The sequence below is a fragment of the Priestia sp. P5 genome (assembly GCF_029522155.1).
GTDB lineage: Bacteria > Bacillota > Bacilli > Bacillales > Bacillaceae_H > Priestia > Priestia megaterium_E.
Window position 1 is genome coordinate 2651413 of sequence record NZ_JAKWFJ010000001.1, and the last position, 21734, is coordinate 2673146.

The window sequence follows — 21734 nt, forward strand, 5'->3', positions numbered from 1 at the left end:
CCTTATTTAAGCGTTATTTCGTATAGTGTTCCGTTTCCAGATGGCCCTTGCTGAGAACTTGATGAAGTAGACTGCCATTTGGAAGAAGGAATCTCCTTACTATTTTCTTTAATCCACGTGATAACGTCAGATTGACCTCCCTTGCCCATTCCAGACAAGTAGAAATATTTCACTTCACCTTTTTTAATCATGGCTTTTAATTTACTCACCGTTAGAATTGGGTCTGAACCGCTAAATCCTCCCATTGCCATGACTGGCTTACCCGTTTTAATAATGTAAGGCGCAGCTGAAGTTGAATCCGTTGTGGCAAATAAATATTTTTCACCTGTGTTATTTTTTGTTAAATAGTTTAGTAGCTTTTGGTTTACTTCTGCGTTCATCCCTCCACTTTTTCGTTTTAAAGATGATGATTTGCTTGAAGAGCTATTTGGCATTTGACCGCTGTTTGACGATCCACTTGGCGGCTGCATTTGACCATTATTGGACGAACCGCCCGGCATTTGCATTTGACCGCCGTTCGATGAACCGGTTGGCGGCTGCATTTGATTGTTTGAAGATGAACTGCTGCTAGAGCTTCCTGGAGGCTGCATGCCGTTAAAGCCAGACTGTTTGCTATTTGTAGCTGTGCTTGGAGGTCCTCCCATACCGCTTGAAGAATCAGGACCTGCTGCTGGAAGCATGCTATTTCCACCATAAATAATTGGTGTCATCGCCCAGTAAGCCGGCATTGCAAGCAAGACAACCATTGCTGCTACTCCTAAATAATTCGTTACAGAATTTTTACGCTCTTTACGAATAGCTAAAACAAGAGCTAAAATGACGCCCAGTGCCCCTACACCTGCAATTGGCGCTACGCCGATTGAGCTGACATAAGGAGACATAATATATACTTGAAGCGCTGCTGTTGTTAAAATACCGCCCGGCAACAGCCATGATTTCCAGCCACGCTGTTTGTACATACTCCATAAAGCTACTGCTCCCGCTCCTGCAAATGCTGCGATTGGAGGTGCCAGCATAATTAAATAATACTGATGGAAAAATCCTGCGATACTAAAGAAGACAGCCACTGGCAACAGCCACGCTAACCAAAATAAACTTTCTTTTTGTTTTGTCGTGTAAGGCCCTTTAAATTTCACTCCTGCAAATAGACCCACGATTGAAAAGATTACAAATGGCAATAACCAGCTGATTTGATCTGATAACCCTTTTTGGAACAGTCGGAATGGACCAGGGTTCCCCGTGTTGAACATTCCGTTTTGATTTCCTCCACCTGGAGCCTGCATCTTTTTAGAAGAGCTGCTCTTGCTTTGATTTGAGCTTTGTGAAGAATCAGCATTTGAATTACTAGTTTGTTTTGTTTCACTGCTTGCTGTTTGCTGCTGAGTTTGAGCAGGTTGTTTATGACTGCTTCCCGTCACGCTTGTATTTCCAGTTAAACGATTGATACCGTTATATCCAAAAGCAAGCTCTAGAACTGAATTTGTTTGACTGCTTCCCATATAAGGCCGCTTATCAGCAGAAGTTGAATCTACCACAACTGCCCACGAGACAGAAACAGCGAGCATCAGTGCAGTTGCTGTTGTTAAAAAAGCAATTTTCTTTTTCCACGTAATTTTGGTTGCCACTACATAGAAAACATAGAATGCTGGTAAAACCATGTATGCTTGAAGCATTTTCATGTTAAATGCAACACCAATCATCGCAAAAGCCGCTAACACCCAGCCAAATTTAGCCGTACGCACAGCACGAAACAACATCCACGTTGCTACTAATAATGTAAACACAAGCATACTATCAATATTATTTGTTCGGCTTACCGCGGGCACAATTGGCGTCAGAGCCATGGCAAGAGCAGCAAACCTCCCAGCCCATACGCCAAACGTACGTTTTACGAGTACGTATAGTAAAAGAACTGAACCGATGCCCGCTAAGGCTTGCGGTAAAATGACGCTCCATCCGTGAAACCCAAATATTTTGGCGCTAATTGTCTGAATCCAAAACACAACCGGCGGCTTATCAATCGTTACATAGCCTCCTGGATCAAAAGATGCGTAAAAGAAATTATGAAAACTTTGAAGCATACTTTTGACAGCTGCCGTGTAATAAGCGTTGGCGTATTCATCTGTCCAAATTTTAAATAAATTCAAAAACGCTGCAATTAAAACAATGGGAACTAAAAATAAGTCTATTCTTTTTTTGTTTGAAGTCCGTTCTTCTTTCACTTCACTGTTCATGTGTTTCATTTCACTCCTTCGTAATTTCTGACTTTAGTCTAACAAGCTTATGTGAACTGATTATGAACAGTAAAAATAATGTTTTTATTTTTTTAAAAAGCTATTTGACCTCTTACGCTCAGCAATGAAATATTTTACAATTAAAGAATCAAGTACATGAAATGAAAAGCATCTTTCTTGGATGCTGCAGCTTCTATGAAACATTATTATCAACACTTCATCCACTTCTTGCCGAGAAAGGAGACAACTTTATGATTCAAGTAAAAGATATATACGGAAATTTACCCACACTAGAAACAGAAAGACTACGCTTGCGGAAAGTTACCAAAAAAGATGTGCGTGACATGTTTGAATATGCCTCAAATGAAAAGGTAAGCAGATATGTAAATTGGGAAAAGCACCGAAAGCTTCAAGATACAAAAGAGTTTGTTTCCTTCGTTTTAAAGCAGTACAGCAACCAATCCATTTCTCCTTGGGCTATGGAAATCAAAGCCTTGAAAAAATGTATTGGCACCATTGACTTTGTCACTTGGAACCCCACTCATCGCATTGCGGAAATTGGCTATGCGATTTCTGAAGCATATTGGAATAAGGGATTTGTTACGGAAGCAGCTGAAAAAGTAATTGCGTTTGGATTTGAAGAAATGGATTTGGTCCGCATTCAGGCGAGGTGCTTTGTTGAGAATGCCGCATCTGAGAAAGTGATGAAAAAAATCGGTATGTCTTATGAAGGAACGATTCGAAAAGCCATGTTTATTAAGGGCGCTCATCAAGACTTAAAGTTATATTCAATCTTGCGAGAAGAATATACGCGCAACGCGTAGAAAATGTATAAAATACTTTCCATAACATAGGCTAACTTCAACACTAACTCTTCCTTTTGAGGTGAACAATGTTGGAGCAAGCAATTCAGCATTTAGACTTATCTGCACATGGTTTGTGGTTTCCGATTACCGTTAGTTTATGTTTATTTATTCTTGCCTTTGTTTTATTTAAACGACAGCTAACTTGGCGAGATTTTTATATCACGTTTAGCGCAGTTGGATTTGTCGGATGGCTTTGTGATGTTATCATTACGCGTGTTTTTAACATGATTGATTTGGGAGATCCAAAAGTTACAGGACTTGGAGATATTCTAAGCTATACGTTTATTCCACCTTCCCTTTCCATTTTATTTTTGACTTACTTAACAGCTAAAAATAAATGGGTTTTATCACTTCTCTTTTGCGCTGGTTCACTACTCATAGAATACGGAATGATTAAAAGTGGCTATATGCATTTAAACGGCTGGTTTTTTATCTATTCAATCGTGGTATACTTCCTCGTTTATGCTTTTGTGCTGCCATGGCATATGGCATTTATTAAGTAAAAAAGCGGATGTTAATTAACATCCGCTTTTTTACTATGCGCTTACTTTCTATCTGCTGAAATCCATATTTCCTACGACGTTTAGAAGAATGGATCTCTACATATGTAACACAGGTTCCGCGTGTTCATAGCCGGTCATTTTATTCGCCGTGATGACACATGCGCGCGGCTATGTTCTTCAGGGCGTATAAACCCAATTTTTAAAAGCGCCGCTTCTAAATTTGCTTCTGTTTTAATTTGATTAAAATCAATTCCTAGTTTCACTACCGTTTGGGCAATTTCCGGTCGTATCCCCGTTATAATAGCTTCCACTCCCACCAATTTAAGAGATCGATGAATTTTAAAAAGATTGTCTGCTACCATTGTATCAATAATCACCACACCTGAAATATCCAAAATAAGATAAGATAATTGAAGGCTTGTCCCTTTTTTTAAGCAAGTTTCCATAATAACTTGCGAGCGGTGGGTATCAATTTCTCCAATAATCGGCATAATAGCAATCCCTTTTGTGACAGGTACAAGCGGAACTGAAAGTTCTTCTAGTGACGTATAAGCTAGATTCATCATATATCGATTATGCTCGTCATAAATTTGACCAAAAACACATGTTACCGTATCTAAAAGTGGATCAATTCGTTCACTGACATGCAGCATGGTAATTGCAGCAAACTGATGCTCCTCTAGTTCTCGTGTAAATACATCCCAAATAACGCTGCGATAGATTGGAAGGATACCTAGTGCTTTTTCTAAAGGAATATTTTTTTCCACTGCATATTTTCCCGTTTCTAGTGCCCATTCTTTAACAAGTTTAAGTAAAGTCTCTTGTTCTTCAAATAGAGATCTTCCAAAGTATTCCATGATTAACACTCGCCACTTCAAAATTTCCTTTTCTTTCAATTCCTCTAGACTTAGCGTATGTGTAGCATCTAAACGTTCGGCTAATTTTTCTGACAAGCTATATTTATGTTCAAGAATCTTTTTTCCTATATACACGAGCTCCTCTTTCATAAAATACGCTCAGCTCCTCTTTTCTGCTATTTTTACTGCGTATATAACCTTGACTAAGCCTACTTACTCACCCGAAAATTGACTAGCCTTCCTAAAAATAACAAAAAAGCGGTTATTTTATGAATTTTCTTTCTTTTTATTATAGTACCTGAAAAAGAGCTGCACAACTTAAAGTTTGATGCGGACAAAATTTATGCTTTTATAAAAAAAACCAATCCTGTTCCAATTGGAACAGGATTGGTTTTTATATTCACTTTCTTTTACCTCATCTTACACTTGGAATAACCAGACAACAATCGGCCCAAAAACCGAGCCCAGTACAGCGCTTAACGTCATCGATACTGAACTCATCGATACCGTTAGTTCACCGTATTCAAATGCTTTAGAAGTTCCTAGGGCATGAGAAGCGCTGCCTAGTGCAATTCCTTTTCCTAAAGAACTTTTAATACGAATCCACTTTAAAAGTAAAGGTCCAAGAATTACTCCCGAAAAGCCTGCAATCATAACAAATACCACGGTCATGGATGGAACCCCTCCTAGTCCCGTGGCAATTTGAATTGCAACAGGAGTGGTAATAGACTTAGGAACAATGGATAAAATCAGGCTTCGGTCAATGCCGAATACTTCGGCGAACACAAGTCCGCTAATCATGCCTGCAAATAATCCTACAAACACTCCTCCAATAATAGGAATGCTGTATTTTACTAACATCTCACGCTGTTTATACAGTGGATACGCTAATGCAACAACCGCTGGCCCCAGAAGTGAATTAATCCATTTGCCTCCAATCATATACTCGTCATAGGACACACGAAAAGCAAGCAAAAGAAGAATAACGAATACGGTTGTAGTTAAAACTGGAATAAGAATTGGGTAGGAGAACCGTACGTATATTTTTGCCATGACTAGATACAAAGCAACTGTAGCTATAATTATAAAGAGCGCGATAAAGAATTCTTGCACTGTTGTTTCTCCTTTCGTTTGTTTGCTTTCTTTTCTAAAAGTTGACTGGCAACTCCCGCGGCGGCCATCGTAATGATTGTACTAAGCACAATAATTAAAAACAAAATCGCTCCGCTGCTTGAAAGAAGCGAAGGATAATTCATCACTCCTGCCATAGCTGGTATAAATAATAAAGGTAAAAAAGATAACAAGAAGCTTGCTCCATCTTCAATCACTTTGATGGGAACAACTTTGCACGTTAAGCAAATGAGCATTAAAATTAAGCCTATAATACTGCCTGGAATAGGCAGGTGAAGCATGTGGTGAACAGCTTCGCCAACCATAGAAAAAGCATAAAGAATCGCGATTTGTAAAATGATTCGTATCACTTTCATTATAGGTCACTGTCCTATAGATAAAGAACAGCTGTCCTCCTCTCTTTATTTTGTCATGTTGTCTAACATTTAACTATATAAACATCCTTTACTTTACCTACTTTTACTTGTACTATACAACTATATATACATTTGTATTATACAAGTATATATTTCTTTGTCAATGAATGATTTTGTAAGGAGAGATTATAATGCAAGAAAAAAATTCAATTGAATTGATTGAATATGAACTTACTACCTTTATTAGACGAGCCGTCTATCTTGATAATTCTGAAAATAAAATAGGAAATCTAGAAAGATCAGCTTATTTATTATTGCGGCAATTAGATGAATTTGGACCAGCTCGTGTAAAAGAGCTGGCAGAAGCATTTAAACTCGACATTTCAACTCTGTCTAGACAAGCAGCTGCTTTAGAAAATAAAAAGCTTATTTCCCGCTCCTCTGATCCTTCGGATGGACGCGTCAGCCTATTTGACATCACACCACGTGGAAAACAGATGCTGCAAACTGATAAACAAATGCGCCTTGAACGCTATCATAGTATGTTAAAGGAATGGTCAAATGAAGAAAAGGAGCTGTTTGGCAAACTACTAATGCGGATGAATGACGCATTTATCGATTAAATAGAAATTTATAAAAATTAGGCTGCTGCTGCAAGGTGTTTGTCCCTGTCTCTTTTCTCTTTTTTGCATTTAATGTAAAGAGACTATTGAAAAGGATGTATGATTATGTCTGTTCCGAACAAACGGAAAGCCACGCCCTGCCTCTTCCCCGGCTATAAATGGTGTGGTCCCGGATGCAGTGGTCCCGGATGTCCTGTAAATGATGTAGACTGCTGCTGCAAATACCATGATTTATGCTATGAAGATTACGGATCATGCCGCTCATGTGATGAGCAATTTCTTGACTGTCTTTGCTCCAAAGCAAATCCGTACAGTTTAAAAGGAAGACAGGCATACGCCATGTACACCTATATGCGGCTGAAGTTAGCTTTAAAACAATATGACTAAGCATAAAAGAGGAGAATTGAAAAATTCACCTCTTTCTTATGCCATTTTATCCGTATGAATCCAAAAGCGTTGAACAACAGCTCCATCCTCTTCTATATAATCCTCGTCTTGTACACCACCGTTTGCCAGAATAGTTCGACGAGAAGCGGTGTTCCAATCATCACACACAACTAATGCCCGTTGAACTCCCAGCTTTTTAATTTCTTGAAGAGATAACTTCAGTAGCAGCTTCGCATATCCTTTTTGTCTTTCGCTAGGCCGAATACCATAACCTATATGTCCTCCGCTGTTTCGAAGTATTTCACTTAGCTCATGACGGATATTAACTACGCCTATTACTTTTTCGTGATGCATTAGCCAGTAGGTGGAATCGGGTACATATCCTTTTTTTAACCCGATCCCTTTTTCTGCATCTAACAACTCTTGAATCATTGCTTCAAAATGAGTAGGATCTTTAGCAATTACCCATGGAATCATTTTTTCTCCGCTTGCTTTCCATTCATGATAAAAACTCATATAAGCGTTTCGATAAGCTGCATCTGGTTTTATTAATAAAGCTGCCTGCACGTACCCGCCCCTTTTTTCATTTACTATCTTTATATTACCTGTGGTCTCCAATAAGTAAAAGAGAATAGTGGAAAATTTTTCACTGAATTTATTTTTTATAGTCTGAAATTCCTGCAGACTGCTGCAAACGACGGGCAATTTCTGCAAATTCATCCGGACCGATGCCAGGAGCAAACTCTTCTGGTATGTCATCTAAATCAGGAATGCTGCTTCCGTTAGGCGTTCCTTCGATGACTTCTAATAAACTGCCATCTTCGGGATGCGTACCTTTCCATATTTGAGCTATTTTTTTGTAATCGCCGTCGCTGAACGTATAAAGTCGACGATGAACTCCTTGATCTTCAAATTTCCTTGCTGTATCAAATGCCTTGTTGCTCAAATTAGGAATTGGAATAAGCTTTGTCATCTCCACGCCCGTTGCTATTTCGAGTGCTTTTGCGTAGGCAATAACATGGACTCCGCCTCGTACTAATAAATACCCAATCATTTCACGAGCTACGGGATTATCCGTCATTTCGTATACACGCATTTTATGTGTACGTGCTCCGCATTCTAAAAAGAAATTATGAAGTAAATCTAAGATTAAATTTCCGCTGTTAAACACGTTACTCCCTGTCCATGGTCTTCCCATCGAATCAAAAGGGTACGCTGTTTGAGCGGTTTCAATAAAATGAGAAGTATTTCGAAGGTTCTTCGCATTTTGTAGTGGTGCAATGTTTGGGTCCCCTGGAAATGTTGTTCCTTGCAGCATAAGATTGATTGTATTGGACACAAGTTCCACATGTCCAAATTCTTCTGCAGTAATACTTGCTACTAAATCATAAAACGGTCTTAGCTTTTTCTTGGAGCGAAAATTGAATGATTGATACATGTAATTATTCAGCGTTGACATTTCTCCAAACTTGCCGCCCAACAATTCTTGAACGGCAGCAGCCGCATTTGGATCTGGGTTTTTGGATTCGGGTAAATCGATGAGTAACTTATCTATTCGTTTGAACACAGCACATTCCCCCAACCTAGTATAATTAGATATTGACTTATTTCGATACATGTAAATAAAATTAAAACGTAAATCCGTCTATTTACTTGTATGTGTCCAAAAGGTTGTTTCATTCTCTCTATAAGAATTAAGTATGTTTTCCACATAAAAAAACAGCAGAGATAACTCTACTGTTCATTACTTATTCGGGCATAATCCACACAATTTGCTGAATTCGAACAAAAAAGGTAGAGCCTTTAGCTGCAATCACAACATGATCAATTTTCACATCTTTCACTCTGCCTCTTACACTTCCTCTTACCGTCTCAATCACGACATCCTTCCCTTGAACAGATTGCAGTGTAGCATATACGTAAGGATCGACGTGTGTCACCATCGACGGCGTTTCATAGTTGCGTTCATCTTCTTCGTAAGACATGGAATCGCTCCTTTCACTTTAAAGATTCGCTTTAATGTATGCTTTTAACATCGCCTCCTGAACCAAAACTTCTTTCTTCTTAGGATATAATAAAAAAACAGCCAATGAATGAACATTCATTGGCTGTTTTTTTATTATATCGTCACTCGTTTAAATAAATTCCTTAAAAAACCTCGTTACTTTTGCAAGGGTGTACAGTAAGGTTCGCTTCATAAAAGGTTCTTCTTTCTTTTGGATGTCAGGAGATTTAATCCATCGCTTATGGTTAGCAATAAGGATACTTTTATCCATTTTGTTTTCCATCGCCATCGTCAGATTTTTTGCAAATTCTTGACTATCGATAATGACCATTGATTCATTATTCAAAAATGTAGAACGGGAATCTAAATTAAAAGAGCCTACGGCACTGAGTCTTTGATCATAAATCACAGACTTTGCATGAATCGAATAAGGTCCTTGGTATTCGTAAAGCTTTACACCTGTCTTCATAATCGTATCACGCATACTTATATACCCGGAAAAAGCCAACACATTGGGCGTAGATGTAACTGAATTTGTGAGTAGCGTCCATTGAACAGCTGGATTCTTTTTCATTGCTGTATACTTTCTCATCGCATTGGTGGGCACCACATAAGGACTTTGAATAAGAACAGAGCCGTTAGCTGCTTCTGCCAGGTTAATAAACGTTTTCCACATAAAAGGTCTTTTATTAAAGCGTTCAATTGGATTATGAATAAAAGAAACACGCTTTGTAGGAACGGTGGAAGCATTCCAATTAATCTTAGGCGTCGCAAACGTTTCTCCTACTTGCTTAGCTTTATCATATTGCTGCAGCAGCAAAGCTTTCATCCTCTTTCCCTGATCGACCTGGTACTGCGTGAGATGATAAAAAGCTTTTTTAGTGTAAGGATGAGCCCATAATTCATTTATATAATTTTGCATTTGAGTGATGACGCTATCTTGTTTATGTTTGCTGTTTGTAATAAAGACATCACGATCATAGACGAAGTCTGGAGGAGGCTTTTTAGCCAAATATTTGTCCCCTATATTCCGTCCTCCTATTATACCTAGTCTCCCGTCTACAATCATTATTTTGTCATGCATACGATTTTGCCACGCCCAAGGTTTAAACAATTGAAGAGGTTCGTAATACTTCACTTCAATATTAGGATGTGAAGCTAATGCATAGAGCACGCCTCTTCGATTTCCTCGTAAGCCGTTAGCTATCCCATCTAAAAGAACGCGAGTATGGACGCCTCGATCAGCTGCTTTAAAAAGAGCGGCCATAATTAAATCAGTTGACTCTCCTTTTCCTATTGAGTAATAAGCAATATCAATCGATTTCTCAGCTTCTTGAATCATTTGAATACGAACTCTTCCTGCCTCATAACCATCTTCAAGAAGTCTCACTCGATCCGTAGACTCCCTGTGACCAAAAAAGCTAGCCGGTTTAATTGAGGTCGTTTCCTCTCCTGTTTTTAAAGGTACATAAAAGAGAACCACCGCTGTTATAACCACATACAGAATATATAAAGATAAAATAATAAGTAATCCTTTGACTGCTATTTTTATCATCGCAACTCCAGCTTTTTGTCTTTTTCTGTTATCGTTCACAAATAGTGATCATTACATGCAAGAAACTGCTTCCTTGATTGCTTTGCGCTTTGTCTTTTTGACACATTTATTTTTTCTGATTCACTATTTGTATAGTATGCTAGTACATATCATAGAAAAAAAGGATGATGGTGATGGAGGAATATTCTTTTCGTTTTCATATTACAGACTCTTACCCTTTGCAAAATGAAAACGATAAAATAGAAGCTGTTGTACGCACCAAAATCAAGCATGCGGAGCAGGGATGCTTGTATGAGGGTTATCTTCGTGTTCATATCACTAATGTTGGGGTATTTCCTGTAGCAAAAGATATTGCTGAAGCGATTAGCGTTCGTTCGCTTCGTCAGCAGTTAGCGGCCGAATTAAAAAGATACGTACGGCCGCACCGCAATTTTTTATAACTTTATCCAAACATTTGTCCAAGTGGACTTTCATCTGCAATAATATCTTGAATAGCATAGATAGAAATTGGAAAGTAAGGAATTCCATATACGTAAGGAGCCAGGTCATACAGCTGATAAAATAGTACAAGTGATTTATCGGCGATATAAAAATCTTGATCTGGTTTAATTCCTTTATATTCTCCAAGAACCATAATATCGCGCTCTTTTATTTGCTCTCCTACTATTTTAGAAAGAACACTCGCGTAATTACTGTCTTTTTTAAATAAATCTTTTAGTTGATACGTTTTTCCAGTCAGCACATTAAACGTTAACGGAACTACCACGGTCAATCCGTGCGCTCCCCCGGAATAAGCAAAATTAACAAGCGTTAAGCTGAGCACATTTCGCTCGTTCGTTTTCAACTCATAATAACCCGTTTCTTCTGTATCCGGATTTTCTCCATATCCCTGCTGACGAATTAATTCATTCGTGCGCTGCAAGATCTTACTGTTTATGCTATGCTGAACAGCTTGATTGGTCAAATGAACAACTGGATAGTAAACGTTTAACTTCTTCTTCACTATTTGCTGAGAATATACCGTTGCAGGTAACGTAACCATCGCTTCCTCCTCTTTCTATACAGATTGTTACATTCTATTCTTTTAGCTTTCATTCCATTACTGAAGCAAAAAAAGAGATTGAGACATAATAAAATCAGTCCAACCTAAAGACAAATAAATGGGATAAATGATCTGGACTGTTTGTGACACCGCTTTTGATTTACGCGCAGGACTTCGCTTTTCTTGGGAGTCTTCGCCTTGCCCTCCAATCACCAGCTAGAAGCACCTCCATACATGAAACCTATGTTGACTTTATCAATGAAAAAATCCGAACAAATTTGATTCTCAATCAAGAATCAAACTCGTTCGGATCTTTGTTCAACAAAAATACCTTTGTCTTAGCCTCTTTTTAACTTCTTATTATTTTACGTCGTTAATTGTTTTAGCAGCGTCTACCGTATTTTTCAATAACATAGTAATTGTCATTGGACCAACTCCGCCTGGTACTGGTGTAATATAGCCTGCTACTTCTAAAGCCGCTTCGTAATCAACGTCACCAACGAGCTTGCCATTTTCCATTGTGTTACCTACATCAATTACAATGGCACCCGGCTTAATGTCATCCGCTTTAATAAGTCTAGGTTGTCCCACAGCAGATACAAGAATATCAGCTTGTTTTGTTAAAGCAGATAAATCTTTTGTGCGAGAGTGAGCAATTGTTACCGTTGCACTTTCTTGAAGTAAAAGCATAGATACTGGTTTACCCACGATATTACTTCGTCCGATTACTACCGCGTGTTTACCTGAGATTTCTTCACCTGAACGTTTAATTAACTCCACGATACCGTGTGGTGTACATGGTAAATAGCACTCATCGCCAATAACCATATTCCCTACGCTTACCGGATGGAAGCCATCTACATCTTTTTTAGGAGATACAGCATTTAATACTGCCTTTTCATCAATATGTTTTGGTAATGGAAGTTGAATAAGAATACCATGAACAGATGGATTTCCATTCAAGTGATGGATTTCGTTTAAAAGCTCTTCTTCCGTAATCGTTACGTCACGTTTGATAATTTCAGACGCAACACCGATTTCTTCACAAGCCTTTGCTTTTGCTTTTACATATGATTGCGAAGCAGGATTTTCTCCTACTAAAATCACAGTTAAACCAGGAACGATGCCTTTTGTTTTTAATTGAGCTACCTCTTCTTTTAATGCGGCGCGCAGTTCTTGCGCTACTTCTTTTCCTTTAATTACTTTCGCTGTCATGATGTTTTTTGCTCCTTTCAACTGTAGCCATTTAATAAATGTACGAATTATAGTTATTAATCTAACACAAAAGTTCGGTTTTGTTCAATGTTTTTATTATTTTTATTTTAAATAGATGAAAATAAATAACAAATAACGTATATTCCGTTCTTATCGTACTATAATATTTTGCATTCACCAAAGGTGTTTTTATTCAAACATTGCTTTTCCAAATTAAAAACCGCACCTTCGGCACGGTTTTGAACGATTTATTTTTCTGTTGATATGCTTTTCTTTGTAGTCAACGGCAGCACGTCTTCCTCTGTTTTTAGATCCTTTACATGCATTTCCTTGAGAGGCGCACTTATTTTCTTATTTTTCGGAGGTTCTTCAAAATTCTCCACCCAATCACATAGCAGTTCAAATCCTTGATACACATAAGGCAGAAGAGGCTGAAGCTTTCGATCTGGATCAATTTGATGATTCCACACTAAGCTATCAATATGGTTTCCATTTTCAATTACATAGTGACGATGAAGGTGCTGTTTACCAGAATCTTTTACTAGTTGTTCATAAGGATAAGCATGAATATCCGGAAAAATAAGTGCATCTAACGACCCTGTAATGCTTATCAATGGAACGGAAATATCACCTGTATTTTCAATTTCACGGACGCGTTTCTTTACATCTTGCGGTCTTTCTCGATAATCATATTTTTCAAAAATAGAATCTAACGAGCGATCTCTCACTCCGTTTTCAAAAAGCGTTAAGTATTTTTGCCACGGAATACTTCCGGGTGCTTGACTGTCAAACTCATCTATATATATATTAAGCGTTAAAAACCAATAATACTGGTCATGATATGGCCATAAAAATTCAGATCCTTTTGGCAATCCTGCTTGATACAACCGGTGCAAAGCTTCTTTTTGCGATTCACCTACCGTGTACAGTGCTTCTTCCGCATGATTTACAACAGGTGTTAAGGAAGTAATCAAGTTATCGTGATCAGCTCGCCACATAACCCCTTCCCATTCAACGCCTCCATTAAAAAGCTGAGGCTCTCCATTTTTTCCATCGTTTTCCAAAGCATAGCGAACAACATAACCCCCATTAGAAATACCTAACGCATACGTTTTTATATCAAAATATTCTGTCACTTCTTTTTGAAGTTTGTGACGATAATTTTCAAACAAAAATCTCTGAGCTATTTTTGTCACTTCTCGGTATTGAATATGCCATTTTCTAATAGAGTCTTCTTCTTTGACTAGAGCGTTCTTTGCTTTAGCAAATGGATCATCTCTCACTTCTTCTCCCTGAGTTCCTTTATCAGAAGCAGCAAACGCAAACCCTTTTGCCAACACATAGTCGCTGAATAGTAAATCCGTTGATTTCTCATCTCGGGTAGCTGGGACTCCTGACATAACTAACTTTCCATTCCAATCATCAGGAATTCGAATGAGAAACTTACCACCATCAACTTCACCTTCTACTTGAACGCCCGTTATTTCTTCAGGCTGATACATGTAATACCATCCATTTTTTTCTTCTTTTGTTCCCCAATAGATAGGAGCCAGCCCAATGTTCCCATAGGCAGTCGCTGCTTGAAATTGAAGAGGGTTTTTAGTCGTTAGCCAGTTTCCATACTTACCGTCAAACGTTGTGATATTCAAGTGATAACCTCCATTCACATTTGCTTTTGAAGACACTCTTGGGGACTGTACACGCATAATTTTAGCTAAATATTACCATCTATTTCTCAAAAAGTACATCAAAACGCCTTTCTTACAGAAAGAAAGTAGACATTTATCACAACTGATCCTATAGCGCCGTATAATATTGAAATTTATTCAAAAAAAGGAGTGTCAATGACTATGAGTTCGTTTAATTCTTCAAAACTTTCTACGACTCTTATTCCCCCTGCTACTTCCTCCTATCCGGTTTCCGGAAGAAAATATACTCTTACTCATTCTGATACAACCGGTCAGCTTTTTTTAAGCATCGGATGCTCATATAACAACAAGGCGATAGATGAAAATATGCGTGATGAAGTACTAGCTGCTCTTCACGTAACAGACCGACAAGCAGTTATTCAAGGCGAAGTTTTTGTTAGCGGAGGTGAGTTCAGCCGCGAGCAGGCGCAGCTTCGTTATCAGATTTTCCGTCGTGAACTCCCCCTTGCTTTAGAAGCAATGTTTTACGGAGACCAAGCGTTTTTTCAACATTATCCCGACTTGCTAAATACACCGATTTACATTTATTTTGTATCGACTTATCAAGAATTTAGAGGGTGGTCCTATTATCAAACTCCTAAATTTTATTTAAAACAAACATGCAGCAGCTAGCACGCTAGTGCATAAACTAATGGGAAATGAACGAGGAAGGTGTGAATGTTTCATGTACAGTCAATGGGTTTACCCCTATATGCCGCGCTATTACCATCCAGTGGTTCCTACTACGAATGAAAATTATTTAGAACCTTATAGATACAATGAAGACTTATTTTCTTATATCCTGCATGAGGAAGAGGAAGTTAGATCTACACGCGATGTAGACAGAGTGATGAAAATTTTAAAACGCCAGTATCAGTCCATCTACAGAGATGCTCAACGAGGCGGGATGGATAGCAAACTAACAGAATACTTATTTCGTTCCATTGTAAGATTTGTTGATGATAACTATAACAATTACAGCGGATCTATTAACGAACGTGTCGAAAAAGCCGCGCGACAGCTGAAAAAACGTGACCCCTGGATATTTGAACTTTTTAACTTATACACCGTTTCCCCCGCTTCACAAGTTCGAATTACCAACACGATTTTAACCGTTTCATTTGAAAATTTACGTAGAGGAAATGAAGTGCCAAATCCTAGATAAACAAAAAACCGCCACAATTGTGGCGGTTTTTTGTTATGGTAATACAGTTGCTCCCATTAGATGACTATCAACTTGTTTAGCTACCTCACGACCTTCATGAATAGCCCATACGATTAAACTTTGCCCACGACGAGCATCACCAGCAGCAAAAACACCTTCAACATTTGTTTTGTAATTTCCATACGCTGCATCTACGCGACGATTTTTCGTTTCAACACCAAACGCTGATAGAACCGGATGCTCTGGACCTTCAAACCCAATCGCAATAAAGACAAGCTGAGCTGGCCATACTTTTTCTGTTCCTGGAATTTCGGTAAAGATGTACTGTCCATTTTCACCTTTTATTTTTTCCATTTGAACCGTATGAAGTTCTTTTAGATTGCCTTGCTCATCTGCCACGATTTTTTTCGTTTGAATTGAATATTCACGTGGATCGTCCCCAAATTTTGCCTGTGCTTCTTCATAAGCATATTCAAGATTAAATACATGTGGATATTCAGGCCACATATTATCTGCCGTACGCTCAGCAGGAAGCTGAGGATGTTTACCAAACTGAACAACGCTGCGGCATTTTTGACGAAGAGCAGTAGCTACACAGTCAGCTCCCGTGTCTCCGCCTCCAATAACAATAACGTCTTTTCCTTCTGCATCAATAAATTGACCATCTTTGAAGTTAGAGTCTAAAAGGCTTTTTGTTGAAGTTGTTAAGTAGTCCATTGCAAAGTGAACTCCTTTTGCTTCACGACCTTCTAATACTAGATCTCTTTGCTTCTGAGCTCCTGTACACAAAATTACAGCATCATATTGTTCTTTTAACTCTTCAGCAGTAATGTCTTTTCCAACTTCCGTATTCGTTACAAAATCAATACCTTCTTGCGTCAATAAACGAACACGTCTTTCCACTACTTCTTTATCTAGCTTCATATTTGGGATTCCATATGTTAATAAACCGCCAGCACGATCTGCTCTTTCATATACCGTTACTGAATGACCCGCTTGGTTCAGCTGATCTGCGCTTGCTAAGCCTGCTGGCCCAGAGCCAATAACAGCAATTTTTTTGCCTGTTCTTTTCTCCGGAATTCGCGGAGTAATCCACCCATTCTCAAAGCCTTTATCAATAATAGCGCGTTCGATATTCTTAATCGAAACGGCTGGATCTGAAATAGCAAGCGTACAGGAACCTTCACACGGAGCAGGACAAACTCGTCCTGTAAACTCCGGGAAGTTGTTCGTTTTCATTAAACGCTCTAAAGCTTCTTTCCAGCGTCCTTTATAAACTAAATCATTCCACTCTGGAATTAAGTTATAGATTGGACATCCAGAAGTAAAAGCATTAATATCCATTCCCATGTGGCAAAAAGGTGTGCCACAATCCATACATCGTGCCCCTTGACGGCTTAGCGCTTCATCAGATAAAGGAGCAGCATACTCTTTCCAATCACCTAAACGTTTTAACGGGTCACGTTCCTTCCCTTTTTCACGTTTGATTTCCATAAATCCTGTTGGTTTTCCCATCGTACTCTCCCCTTTCTTACTGAGCTACCGCTTCTTGTTGTTTTGCCGATGCTTTCTTTTCTTGTTTTGCATTTTCCTCAAACGCACTCATAGCTGCTTCTTCTTCCGTTAGTCCAGCTGCTTTTTGCTCTTCAATGCGATTCATCATGCGTTTATAATCATTCGGAATCACTTTTACAAATTTTGAAAGTGATTGCTCCCAATTTTCCAAGACAAATGCTGCTTTATGGCTGTTCGTATATTTCAGATGATTTGAAACCATCTCTTTCACTTCTTCTGCTTCTTCGCCTTTTAAGCTCTCAAACCCAATCATGTCTTTATTGCAAAGGTTTTTGAATGATTCTTGATCATCAGCAAATACGTAAGCAATACCGCCTGACATTCCCGCGCCAAAGTTTTTACCTACATCGCCTAATACGACAACACGTCCGCCAGTCATATATTCACAGCCATGATCGCCAATTCCTTCAACCACTACGTTCACACCGCTGTTACGAACTGCAAAACGTTCCCCTGCTAGCCCGCTAACATAGGCTTCACCGCTTGTTGCACCGTAAAATGCAACGTTCCCGACGATAACATTCTCGCCTGACACAGCTGTTGTTTCCTTAGGTGGAGCAACAATGATTTTACCTCCTGATAAACCTTTTCCGATATAATCATTTGCATCTCCAGTTAGATACATAGACATTCCTTTTGGAACAAATGCACCAAAACTTTGTCCTGCAGAGCCAGTGAATCGAAGAGTAATCGTATCTTCTGGCAGACCTTTCTCACCGTAACGTTTTGTAACTTCACTTCCTACAATTGTTCCAGCTACACGGTTAATATTAGAAATTGGCAGTTCTAACTCAACTTGATACTTATGCTCGATTGCTTGCTGTACCGCAGGCAAGATTTTTTGCATATCAAGAGATTCGTCAATTTTATGGTTTTGAGGTGTTTTAAAGGTACGTACACCTTCAGCTTGATATAAAAGAGTTGTTAAGTCTAAGTGCTGCGCCTTCCAGTGATTTTTTGCACGTTCGCTAACGCTTAATACGTCTGTACGTCCAACCATTTCATCTACTGTTTTAAATCCAAGTTCAGCCATAATTTCGCGCACTTCTTGTGCAACAAATTTCATATAGTTAACGATGTGATCCGCTTCTCCTAGGAACTTTTTACGAAGCTCTGGGTTTTGCGTCGCCACTCCAACTGGACATGTATCTAAGTGACACGCACGCATCATGATACAGCCTAAAACAATTAAAGGCGCCGTAGCAAAACCAAACTCTTCTGCTCCTAAAAGTGCTGCCATGACTACATCTTTACCCGTCATTAATTTCCCGTCTGTTTCAAGCACAACTTTTTCACGAAGACCGTTTAACATAAGCGTTTGATGAGCTTCTGCTAAGCCAAGTTCCCACGGTAGTCCCGTATGTTTAATACTTGTTTTTGGAGATGCTCCTGTACCTCCGTCGTAGCCGCTAATAACAATAACGTCCGCTACTCCTTTTGCTACTCCGGCAGCAATCGTTCCTACTCCTGCTTTTGAAACGAGTTTGACGCTGATTCGTGCATCACGGTTTATATTTTTCAAGTCATGAATAAGCTGTGCTAAATCTTCAATCGAGTAAATATCGTGATGTGGAGGAGGTGAAATTAAGCCTACTCCTGGCGTTGATCCACGCACATCTGCTACCCATGGATATACTTTGTTTCCTGGAAGCTGACCGCCTTCTCCGGGTTTTGCACCTTGTGCCATTTTAATTTGAAGCTCATCCGCATTCACAAGGTAGTGACTTTTCACCCCAAAACGGCCAGAAGCAATCTGTTTAATCGCACTGCGGCGATTATCTCCATTTTCATCCACAGTGTAGCGGCTAGGATGCTCGCCACCTTCTCCACTGTTACTGCGTGCTCCTAAACGGTTCATTGCGATCGCTAATGTTTCATGAGCTTCTTGACTTAAAGAGCCAAACGACATAGCACCTGATTTAAAACGTTTTACAATCGAATCAACTGATTCCACTTCATCAATGGAGATAGATGAACGCGTTCCATTAAACGAGAACAGGTTGCGCAAGAAACCGATGCGTTCTTCATTAGCCGATTCAGAGAATTTTTTAAATAAGCTGTAATCTCCCTTACGGCAAGCCCACTGCAGCGTATGAATTGTTTTTGGATTAAACGCATGATGCTCGCCCGTGTGTCTCCACTGAAAGTCACTTCCTGATTCTAACGTTTGCTCAATTGTTTCAACATAAGCATTGTCATGACGCGTTTTCGCTTCTTTTGCAATAACATCTAAACCGATACCGCCAAGCTGCGAAGCAGTACCTGTAAAATATTGCTCGATAACCTCTGCACTGATTCCAACTGCTTCAAAAATTTGTGCGCCCCGATAACTTTGCACCGTTGAAATACCCATTTTAGACATTACTTTTACGACACCTTCAGTAACGGCTTTTACATATTTCTCAACAGCATAGTCATACGATACGTTCAACGTACCGGCGTTAATTTCATTTTGATATGTTGCAAAAGTAAGATATGGATTAATTGCGTCTGCGCCGTAACCAATCAGCGCTGCAAAATGGTGCACTTCACGCGCTTCTCCTGTTTCCACAACAATGCTCGCCTTTGTACGGTTTCCTTTTCGCACTAAGTGCTGGTGCAGCCCGCTGACCGCTAATAAAGCTGGAATAGCTACAGATTGAGCTCCCGCTTCACGGTCTGTCAGAACAAGAATGCTAGCACCGGCGTTAATTGCCGCTTCAGCTTCAGCAAATACGCGATCAAGATCTGCTTTTAAATCATTTGTAAACACAGCAGATATAACAGCACTTTTGAAATCTGGATGAATGGCAGACTTCAGCTGATGAGTTTGGTCGTTTGTTAAAACCGGCGTCTCAAGCTGAATTCGATGAATATTTTCTTTAGTTGGATGCAGTAAATTCCCTTCTGCACCAAGCAATGTCATTGTTGATGTAACCAACTGTTCACGAATAGCATCAATCGGTGGATTTGTTACTTGAGCAAACAGCTGCTTAAAGTAATTGAACAGCGATTGAGGACGATCAGACAACACGGCTAATGGAGTATCATTACCCATTGAACCAAGCGGATCTTTTCCTTCTGTAATAACTGGAACTAAATATTTATGAATATCTTCATACGTATAGCCAAATGACTTCTGGCGAATGACCAAATCATCGAAGTATTCAGATTTTTCTCCCTGCACTTCTGGCAACGTTACCAGCTGTTCATCTAACCACTCTTGATAAGGCTCAGCCTGTGCCATTTCAGATTTAATTTCTTCGTCTGAAATAATTCGGCCTTCCTCTAAATCGATTAGAAGCATTTTACCTGGGCTTAAACGATCTTTATATAATACATTTTCATCTTCAACATCAATGACGCCTACTTCTGATGAAAGTATGATGTAATCATCTTTTGTAACGTAATAGCGAGCTGGACGTAAACCGTTACGGTCTAAAATAGCACCGATTTGCTTTCCATCCGTAAACGAAATAGCAGTCGGACCATCCCATGGCTCCATTAATGCGCTATGATACTCATAGAAAGCACGTTTTTCTTTTGACATGTGCGGATTCTCAGACCAAGGCTCTGGAATAAGCATCATCGCTGCATGCGCTGGCTTGCGGCCGGCCAATACAAAGAACTCTAGCGCATTATCTAACATGGATGAGTCGCTTCCTTCAGCATCTAAAATTGGAAGAACCTTCGGCAAATCCTTACCAAATGCGTCCGAAACAAACTGCTGTTCACGTGCTCTCATCCAGTTTTGATTACCGCGAAGCGTATTGATTTCACCATTATGAATTAAATAACGGTTTGGATGTGCTCTTTCCCAGCTTGGGAACGTGTTTGTGCTAAAGCGAGAATGCACTAAAGCGAACGCTGAAGTAAAATCTTCATCTTGTAGGTCAAGATAAAAAGCATCAACTTGCTCAGGCGTTAATAACCCTTTGTACACAATTGTTCTACTTGAAAGACTCGTAAAATAAAAACGGTTTTGACGCGCCTGCGCCCAATTTTCCGCTTGCTTACGAATAACATATAGCTTGCGTTCAAACGCTAAGTCATCTTGAGTACTGTCATTTGCCCCAATAAATACTTGTCGCACGTACGGACAGCTTTCTTTTGCAACTTTTCCGATTTTTCCGACATTTACAGGTACAGTTCTCCAACCTAGTAACGTTTGTCCCTCTTCTTCAATTAATTTATTAATATAAGCTTCGATTTCTCGACGCTCGTCTTCGTTATTTGAGAAAAAGATCATTCCAACTCCATAACGACCTTTTTGTGGCAAGTTCAATTCAACGCATGTCTTTTTAAAGAACGCGTGTGGAATTTGTACCATTAATCCAGCTCCATCTCCTGTTAACGGATCGCTTCCCTGTCCGCCTCGATGGTCAAGCTGGCAAAGCATATTTAGTCCTTTTTTAACGATATCATGTGACGCTACGCCTTTCAATTGAGCGTATAGTCCGATTCCACATGCATCGTGCTCAAATTCAGGACGGTAGAGACCTTGAGCTTTTGGCATTTGATTGTATGTCATCTTCTTCTCCCCCGTTCGTTTT

Annotated in this window: 21 protein-coding genes; 7 read left to right on the top strand and 14 right to left on the bottom strand. The window is 39.3% G+C overall.

The window, feature by feature from the left end; all coding sequences use genetic code 11:
• Nucleotides 1–2: 2 nt before the first annotated feature.
• Nucleotides 3–2243 (bottom strand): glycosyltransferase family 39 protein, encoded by a 2241-nt coding sequence (locus MMB69_RS14195; protein WP_277447878.1) that lies wholly within the window; start codon nt 2241–2243, stop codon nt 3–5.
• 242 nt (nt 2244–2485) lie between these two features.
• Here MMB69_RS14195 and MMB69_RS14200 point away from each other — a divergent pair, with 242 nt between their 5' ends.
• Nucleotides 2486–3058 carry a GNAT family N-acetyltransferase gene (locus MMB69_RS14200; RefSeq protein ID WP_014460341.1) on the top strand — a complete coding sequence of 191 codons (573 nt, stop codon included), beginning with the start codon at nt 2486–2488 and terminating at the stop codon, nt 3056–3058.
• A gap of 68 nt (nt 3059–3126) precedes the next feature.
• Nucleotides 3127–3603, top strand: a complete 477-nt coding sequence (locus MMB69_RS14205; RefSeq protein WP_221782881.1) for a hypothetical protein — start codon at nt 3127–3129, stop codon at nt 3601–3603.
• A gap of 134 nt (nt 3604–3737) precedes the next feature.
• On the opposite strand, the gene MMB69_RS14210 is transcribed toward MMB69_RS14205, so the two are convergent.
• From MMB69_RS14210 to MMB69_RS14220, 3 genes are all read right to left on the bottom strand, one after another.
• Complete coding sequence (locus MMB69_RS14210) at nt 3738–4610, bottom strand: STAS domain-containing protein (protein WP_221782879.1); 873 nt, start codon at nt 4608–4610, stop codon at nt 3738–3740.
• 270 nt (nt 4611–4880) lie between these two features.
• Entirely contained in the window at nt 4881–5573 is a 693-nt protein-coding gene (locus MMB69_RS14215; RefSeq protein ID WP_269871317.1) for an LrgB family protein, read from the bottom strand.
• Nucleotides 5543–5947 carry a CidA/LrgA family protein gene (locus MMB69_RS14220; RefSeq protein WP_269871318.1) on the bottom strand — a complete coding sequence of 135 codons (405 nt, stop codon included), beginning with the start codon at nt 5945–5947 and terminating at the stop codon, nt 5543–5545. Before MMB69_RS14220 ends, MMB69_RS14215 begins: the two co-directional genes overlap by 31 nt.
• Nucleotides 5948–6138: 191 nt before the next feature.
• Between MMB69_RS14220 and MMB69_RS14225 the strand changes: the two genes are divergently transcribed.
• Both MMB69_RS14225 and MMB69_RS14230 read left to right on the top strand, forming a co-directional pair.
• Complete coding sequence (locus MMB69_RS14225; RefSeq protein ID WP_277447879.1) at nt 6139–6570, top strand: MarR family winged helix-turn-helix transcriptional regulator; 432 nt, start codon at nt 6139–6141, stop codon at nt 6568–6570.
• 105 nt (nt 6571–6675) lie between these two features.
• The gene (locus MMB69_RS14230; RefSeq protein ID WP_074681570.1) at nt 6676–6957 is read left to right on the top strand and encodes a hypothetical protein; all 282 of its coding nucleotides are present in this window, start codon (nt 6676–6678) and stop codon (nt 6955–6957) included.
• Between the two features lie 36 nt (nt 6958–6993).
• On the opposite strand, the gene MMB69_RS14235 is transcribed toward MMB69_RS14230, so the two are convergent.
• The 4 genes from MMB69_RS14235 to MMB69_RS14250 all read right to left on the bottom strand — a co-directional run bounded on the left by MMB69_RS14235 (nt 6994) and on the right by MMB69_RS14250 (nt 10517).
• Nucleotides 6994–7473, bottom strand: a complete 480-nt coding sequence (locus MMB69_RS14235; RefSeq protein WP_269871342.1) for a GNAT family N-acetyltransferase — start codon at nt 7471–7473, stop codon at nt 6994–6996.
• Between the two features lie 139 nt (nt 7474–7612).
• Nucleotides 7613–8524 (bottom strand): manganese catalase family protein, encoded by a 912-nt coding sequence (locus MMB69_RS14240; protein WP_014460348.1) that lies wholly within the window; start codon nt 8522–8524, stop codon nt 7613–7615.
• 181 nt (nt 8525–8705) lie between these two features.
• Nucleotides 8706–8942 (bottom strand): YuzF family protein, encoded by a 237-nt coding sequence (locus MMB69_RS14245; RefSeq protein WP_047751084.1) that lies wholly within the window; start codon nt 8940–8942, stop codon nt 8706–8708.
• A 150-nt stretch (nt 8943–9092) separates the two neighbouring features.
• On the bottom strand, nt 9093–10517 hold the full coding sequence (locus MMB69_RS14250) for a phospholipase D-like domain-containing protein (protein WP_277447880.1): 1425 nt from the start codon (nt 10515–10517) through the stop codon (nt 9093–9095).
• Nucleotides 10518–10690: 173 nt separating this feature from the next.
• On the opposite strand from MMB69_RS14250, the gene MMB69_RS14255 reads away from it, so the two are divergent.
• Nucleotides 10691–10957 (top strand): diaminopimelate epimerase, encoded by a 267-nt coding sequence (locus MMB69_RS14255; RefSeq protein WP_221782871.1) that lies wholly within the window; start codon nt 10691–10693, stop codon nt 10955–10957.
• 2 nt (nt 10958–10959) lie between these two features.
• Here MMB69_RS14255 and MMB69_RS14260 read toward each other — a convergent pair whose 3' ends face one another.
• The 4 genes from MMB69_RS14260 to MMB69_RS14275 all read right to left on the bottom strand — a co-directional run bounded on the left by MMB69_RS14260 (nt 10960) and on the right by MMB69_RS14275 (nt 14423).
• Nucleotides 10960–11559 carry a DUF3298 and DUF4163 domain-containing protein gene (locus tag MMB69_RS14260; RefSeq protein WP_221782869.1) on the bottom strand — a complete coding sequence of 200 codons (600 nt, stop codon included), beginning with the start codon at nt 11557–11559 and terminating at the stop codon, nt 10960–10962.
• A 57-nt stretch (nt 11560–11616) separates the two neighbouring features.
• Complete coding sequence (locus MMB69_RS14265) at nt 11617–11772, bottom strand: hypothetical protein (protein WP_221782867.1); 156 nt, start codon at nt 11770–11772, stop codon at nt 11617–11619.
• 147 nt (nt 11773–11919) lie between these two features.
• Entirely contained in the window at nt 11920–12774 is an 855-nt protein-coding gene (folD, locus tag MMB69_RS14270) for a bifunctional methylenetetrahydrofolate dehydrogenase/methenyltetrahydrofolate cyclohydrolase FolD (RefSeq protein WP_277447881.1), read from the bottom strand.
• A gap of 248 nt (nt 12775–13022) precedes the next feature.
• The gene (locus MMB69_RS14275; protein WP_221782865.1) at nt 13023–14423 is read right to left on the bottom strand and encodes an alpha/beta hydrolase; all 1401 of its coding nucleotides are present in this window, start codon (nt 14421–14423) and stop codon (nt 13023–13025) included.
• A gap of 201 nt (nt 14424–14624) precedes the next feature.
• On the opposite strand from MMB69_RS14275, the gene MMB69_RS14280 reads away from it, so the two are divergent.
• Together MMB69_RS14280 and MMB69_RS14285 are read left to right on the top strand one after the other, a co-directional pair.
• Nucleotides 14625–15095, top strand: coding sequence for a staygreen family protein (locus MMB69_RS14280; RefSeq protein WP_221782863.1), 471 nt, complete (start codon nt 14625–14627; stop codon nt 15093–15095).
• A 52-nt stretch (nt 15096–15147) separates the two neighbouring features.
• Nucleotides 15148–15627: a hypothetical protein gene (locus MMB69_RS14285; protein ID WP_277447882.1), complete on the top strand. Its 480-nt coding sequence runs from the start codon at nt 15148–15150 to the stop codon at nt 15625–15627.
• Nucleotides 15628–15660: 33 nt separating this feature from the next.
• Here the strand turns inward: MMB69_RS14285 and gltD are convergent, their stop codons facing one another.
• Together gltD and gltB are read right to left on the bottom strand one after the other, a co-directional pair.
• Complete coding sequence (gene gltD / locus MMB69_RS14290; protein ID WP_050689958.1) at nt 15661–17142, bottom strand: glutamate synthase small subunit; 1482 nt, start codon at nt 17140–17142, stop codon at nt 15661–15663.
• Between the two features lie 16 nt (nt 17143–17158).
• A complete protein-coding gene (gltB, locus tag MMB69_RS14295; protein ID WP_277447883.1) occupies nt 17159–21712 on the bottom strand; it encodes a glutamate synthase large subunit in 4554 nt (1517 codons plus the stop codon).
• Nucleotides 21713–21734 lie beyond the last annotated feature (22 nt).

Bases quoted from the DNA above. Each gene is read 5' to 3' on its own strand.
- MMB69_RS14195 (WP_277447878.1), bottom strand. From the start codon at position 2,243: ATGAAACACATGAACAGTGAAGTGAAAGAAGAACGGACTTCAAACAAA.
- MMB69_RS14200 (WP_014460341.1), top strand. From the start codon at position 2,486: ATGATTCAAGTAAAAGATATATACGGAAATTTACCCACACTAGAAACA.
- MMB69_RS14205 (WP_221782881.1), top strand. From the start codon at position 3,127: ATGTTGGAGCAAGCAATTCAGCATTTAGACTTATCTGCACATGGTTTG.
- MMB69_RS14210 (WP_221782879.1), bottom strand. From the start codon at position 4,610: ATGAAAGAGGAGCTCGTGTATATAGGAAAAAAGATTCTTGAACATAAA.
- MMB69_RS14220 (WP_269871318.1), bottom strand. From the start codon at position 5,947: ATGAAAGTGATACGAATCATTTTACAAATCGCGATTCTTTATGCTTTT.
- MMB69_RS14225 (WP_277447879.1), top strand. From the start codon at position 6,139: ATGCAAGAAAAAAATTCAATTGAATTGATTGAATATGAACTTACTACC.
- MMB69_RS14230 (WP_074681570.1), top strand. From the start codon at position 6,676: ATGTCTGTTCCGAACAAACGGAAAGCCACGCCCTGCCTCTTCCCCGGC.
- MMB69_RS14235 (WP_269871342.1), bottom strand. From the start codon at position 7,473: ATGAGTTTTTATCATGAATGGAAAGCAAGCGGAGAAAAAATGATTCCA.
- MMB69_RS14245 (WP_047751084.1), bottom strand. From the start codon at position 8,942: ATGTCTTACGAAGAAGATGAACGCAACTATGAAACGCCGTCGATGGTG.
- MMB69_RS14250 (WP_277447880.1), bottom strand. From the start codon at position 10,517: ATGATAAAAATAGCAGTCAAAGGATTACTTATTATTTTATCTTTATAT.
- MMB69_RS14255 (WP_221782871.1), top strand. From the start codon at position 10,691: ATGGAGGAATATTCTTTTCGTTTTCATATTACAGACTCTTACCCTTTG.
- MMB69_RS14260 (WP_221782869.1), bottom strand. From the start codon at position 11,559: ATGGTTACGTTACCTGCAACGGTATATTCTCAGCAAATAGTGAAGAAG.
- folD (WP_277447881.1), bottom strand. From the start codon at position 12,774: ATGACAGCGAAAGTAATTAAAGGAAAAGAAGTAGCGCAAGAACTGCGC.
- MMB69_RS14280 (WP_221782863.1), top strand. From the start codon at position 14,625: ATGAGTTCGTTTAATTCTTCAAAACTTTCTACGACTCTTATTCCCCCT.
- MMB69_RS14285 (WP_277447882.1), top strand. From the start codon at position 15,148: ATGTACAGTCAATGGGTTTACCCCTATATGCCGCGCTATTACCATCCA.
- gltD (WP_050689958.1), bottom strand. From the start codon at position 17,142: ATGGGAAAACCAACAGGATTTATGGAAATCAAACGTGAAAAAGGGAAG.
- gltB (WP_277447883.1), bottom strand. From the start codon at position 21,712: ATGACATACAATCAAATGCCAAAAGCTCAAGGTCTCTACCGTCCTGAA.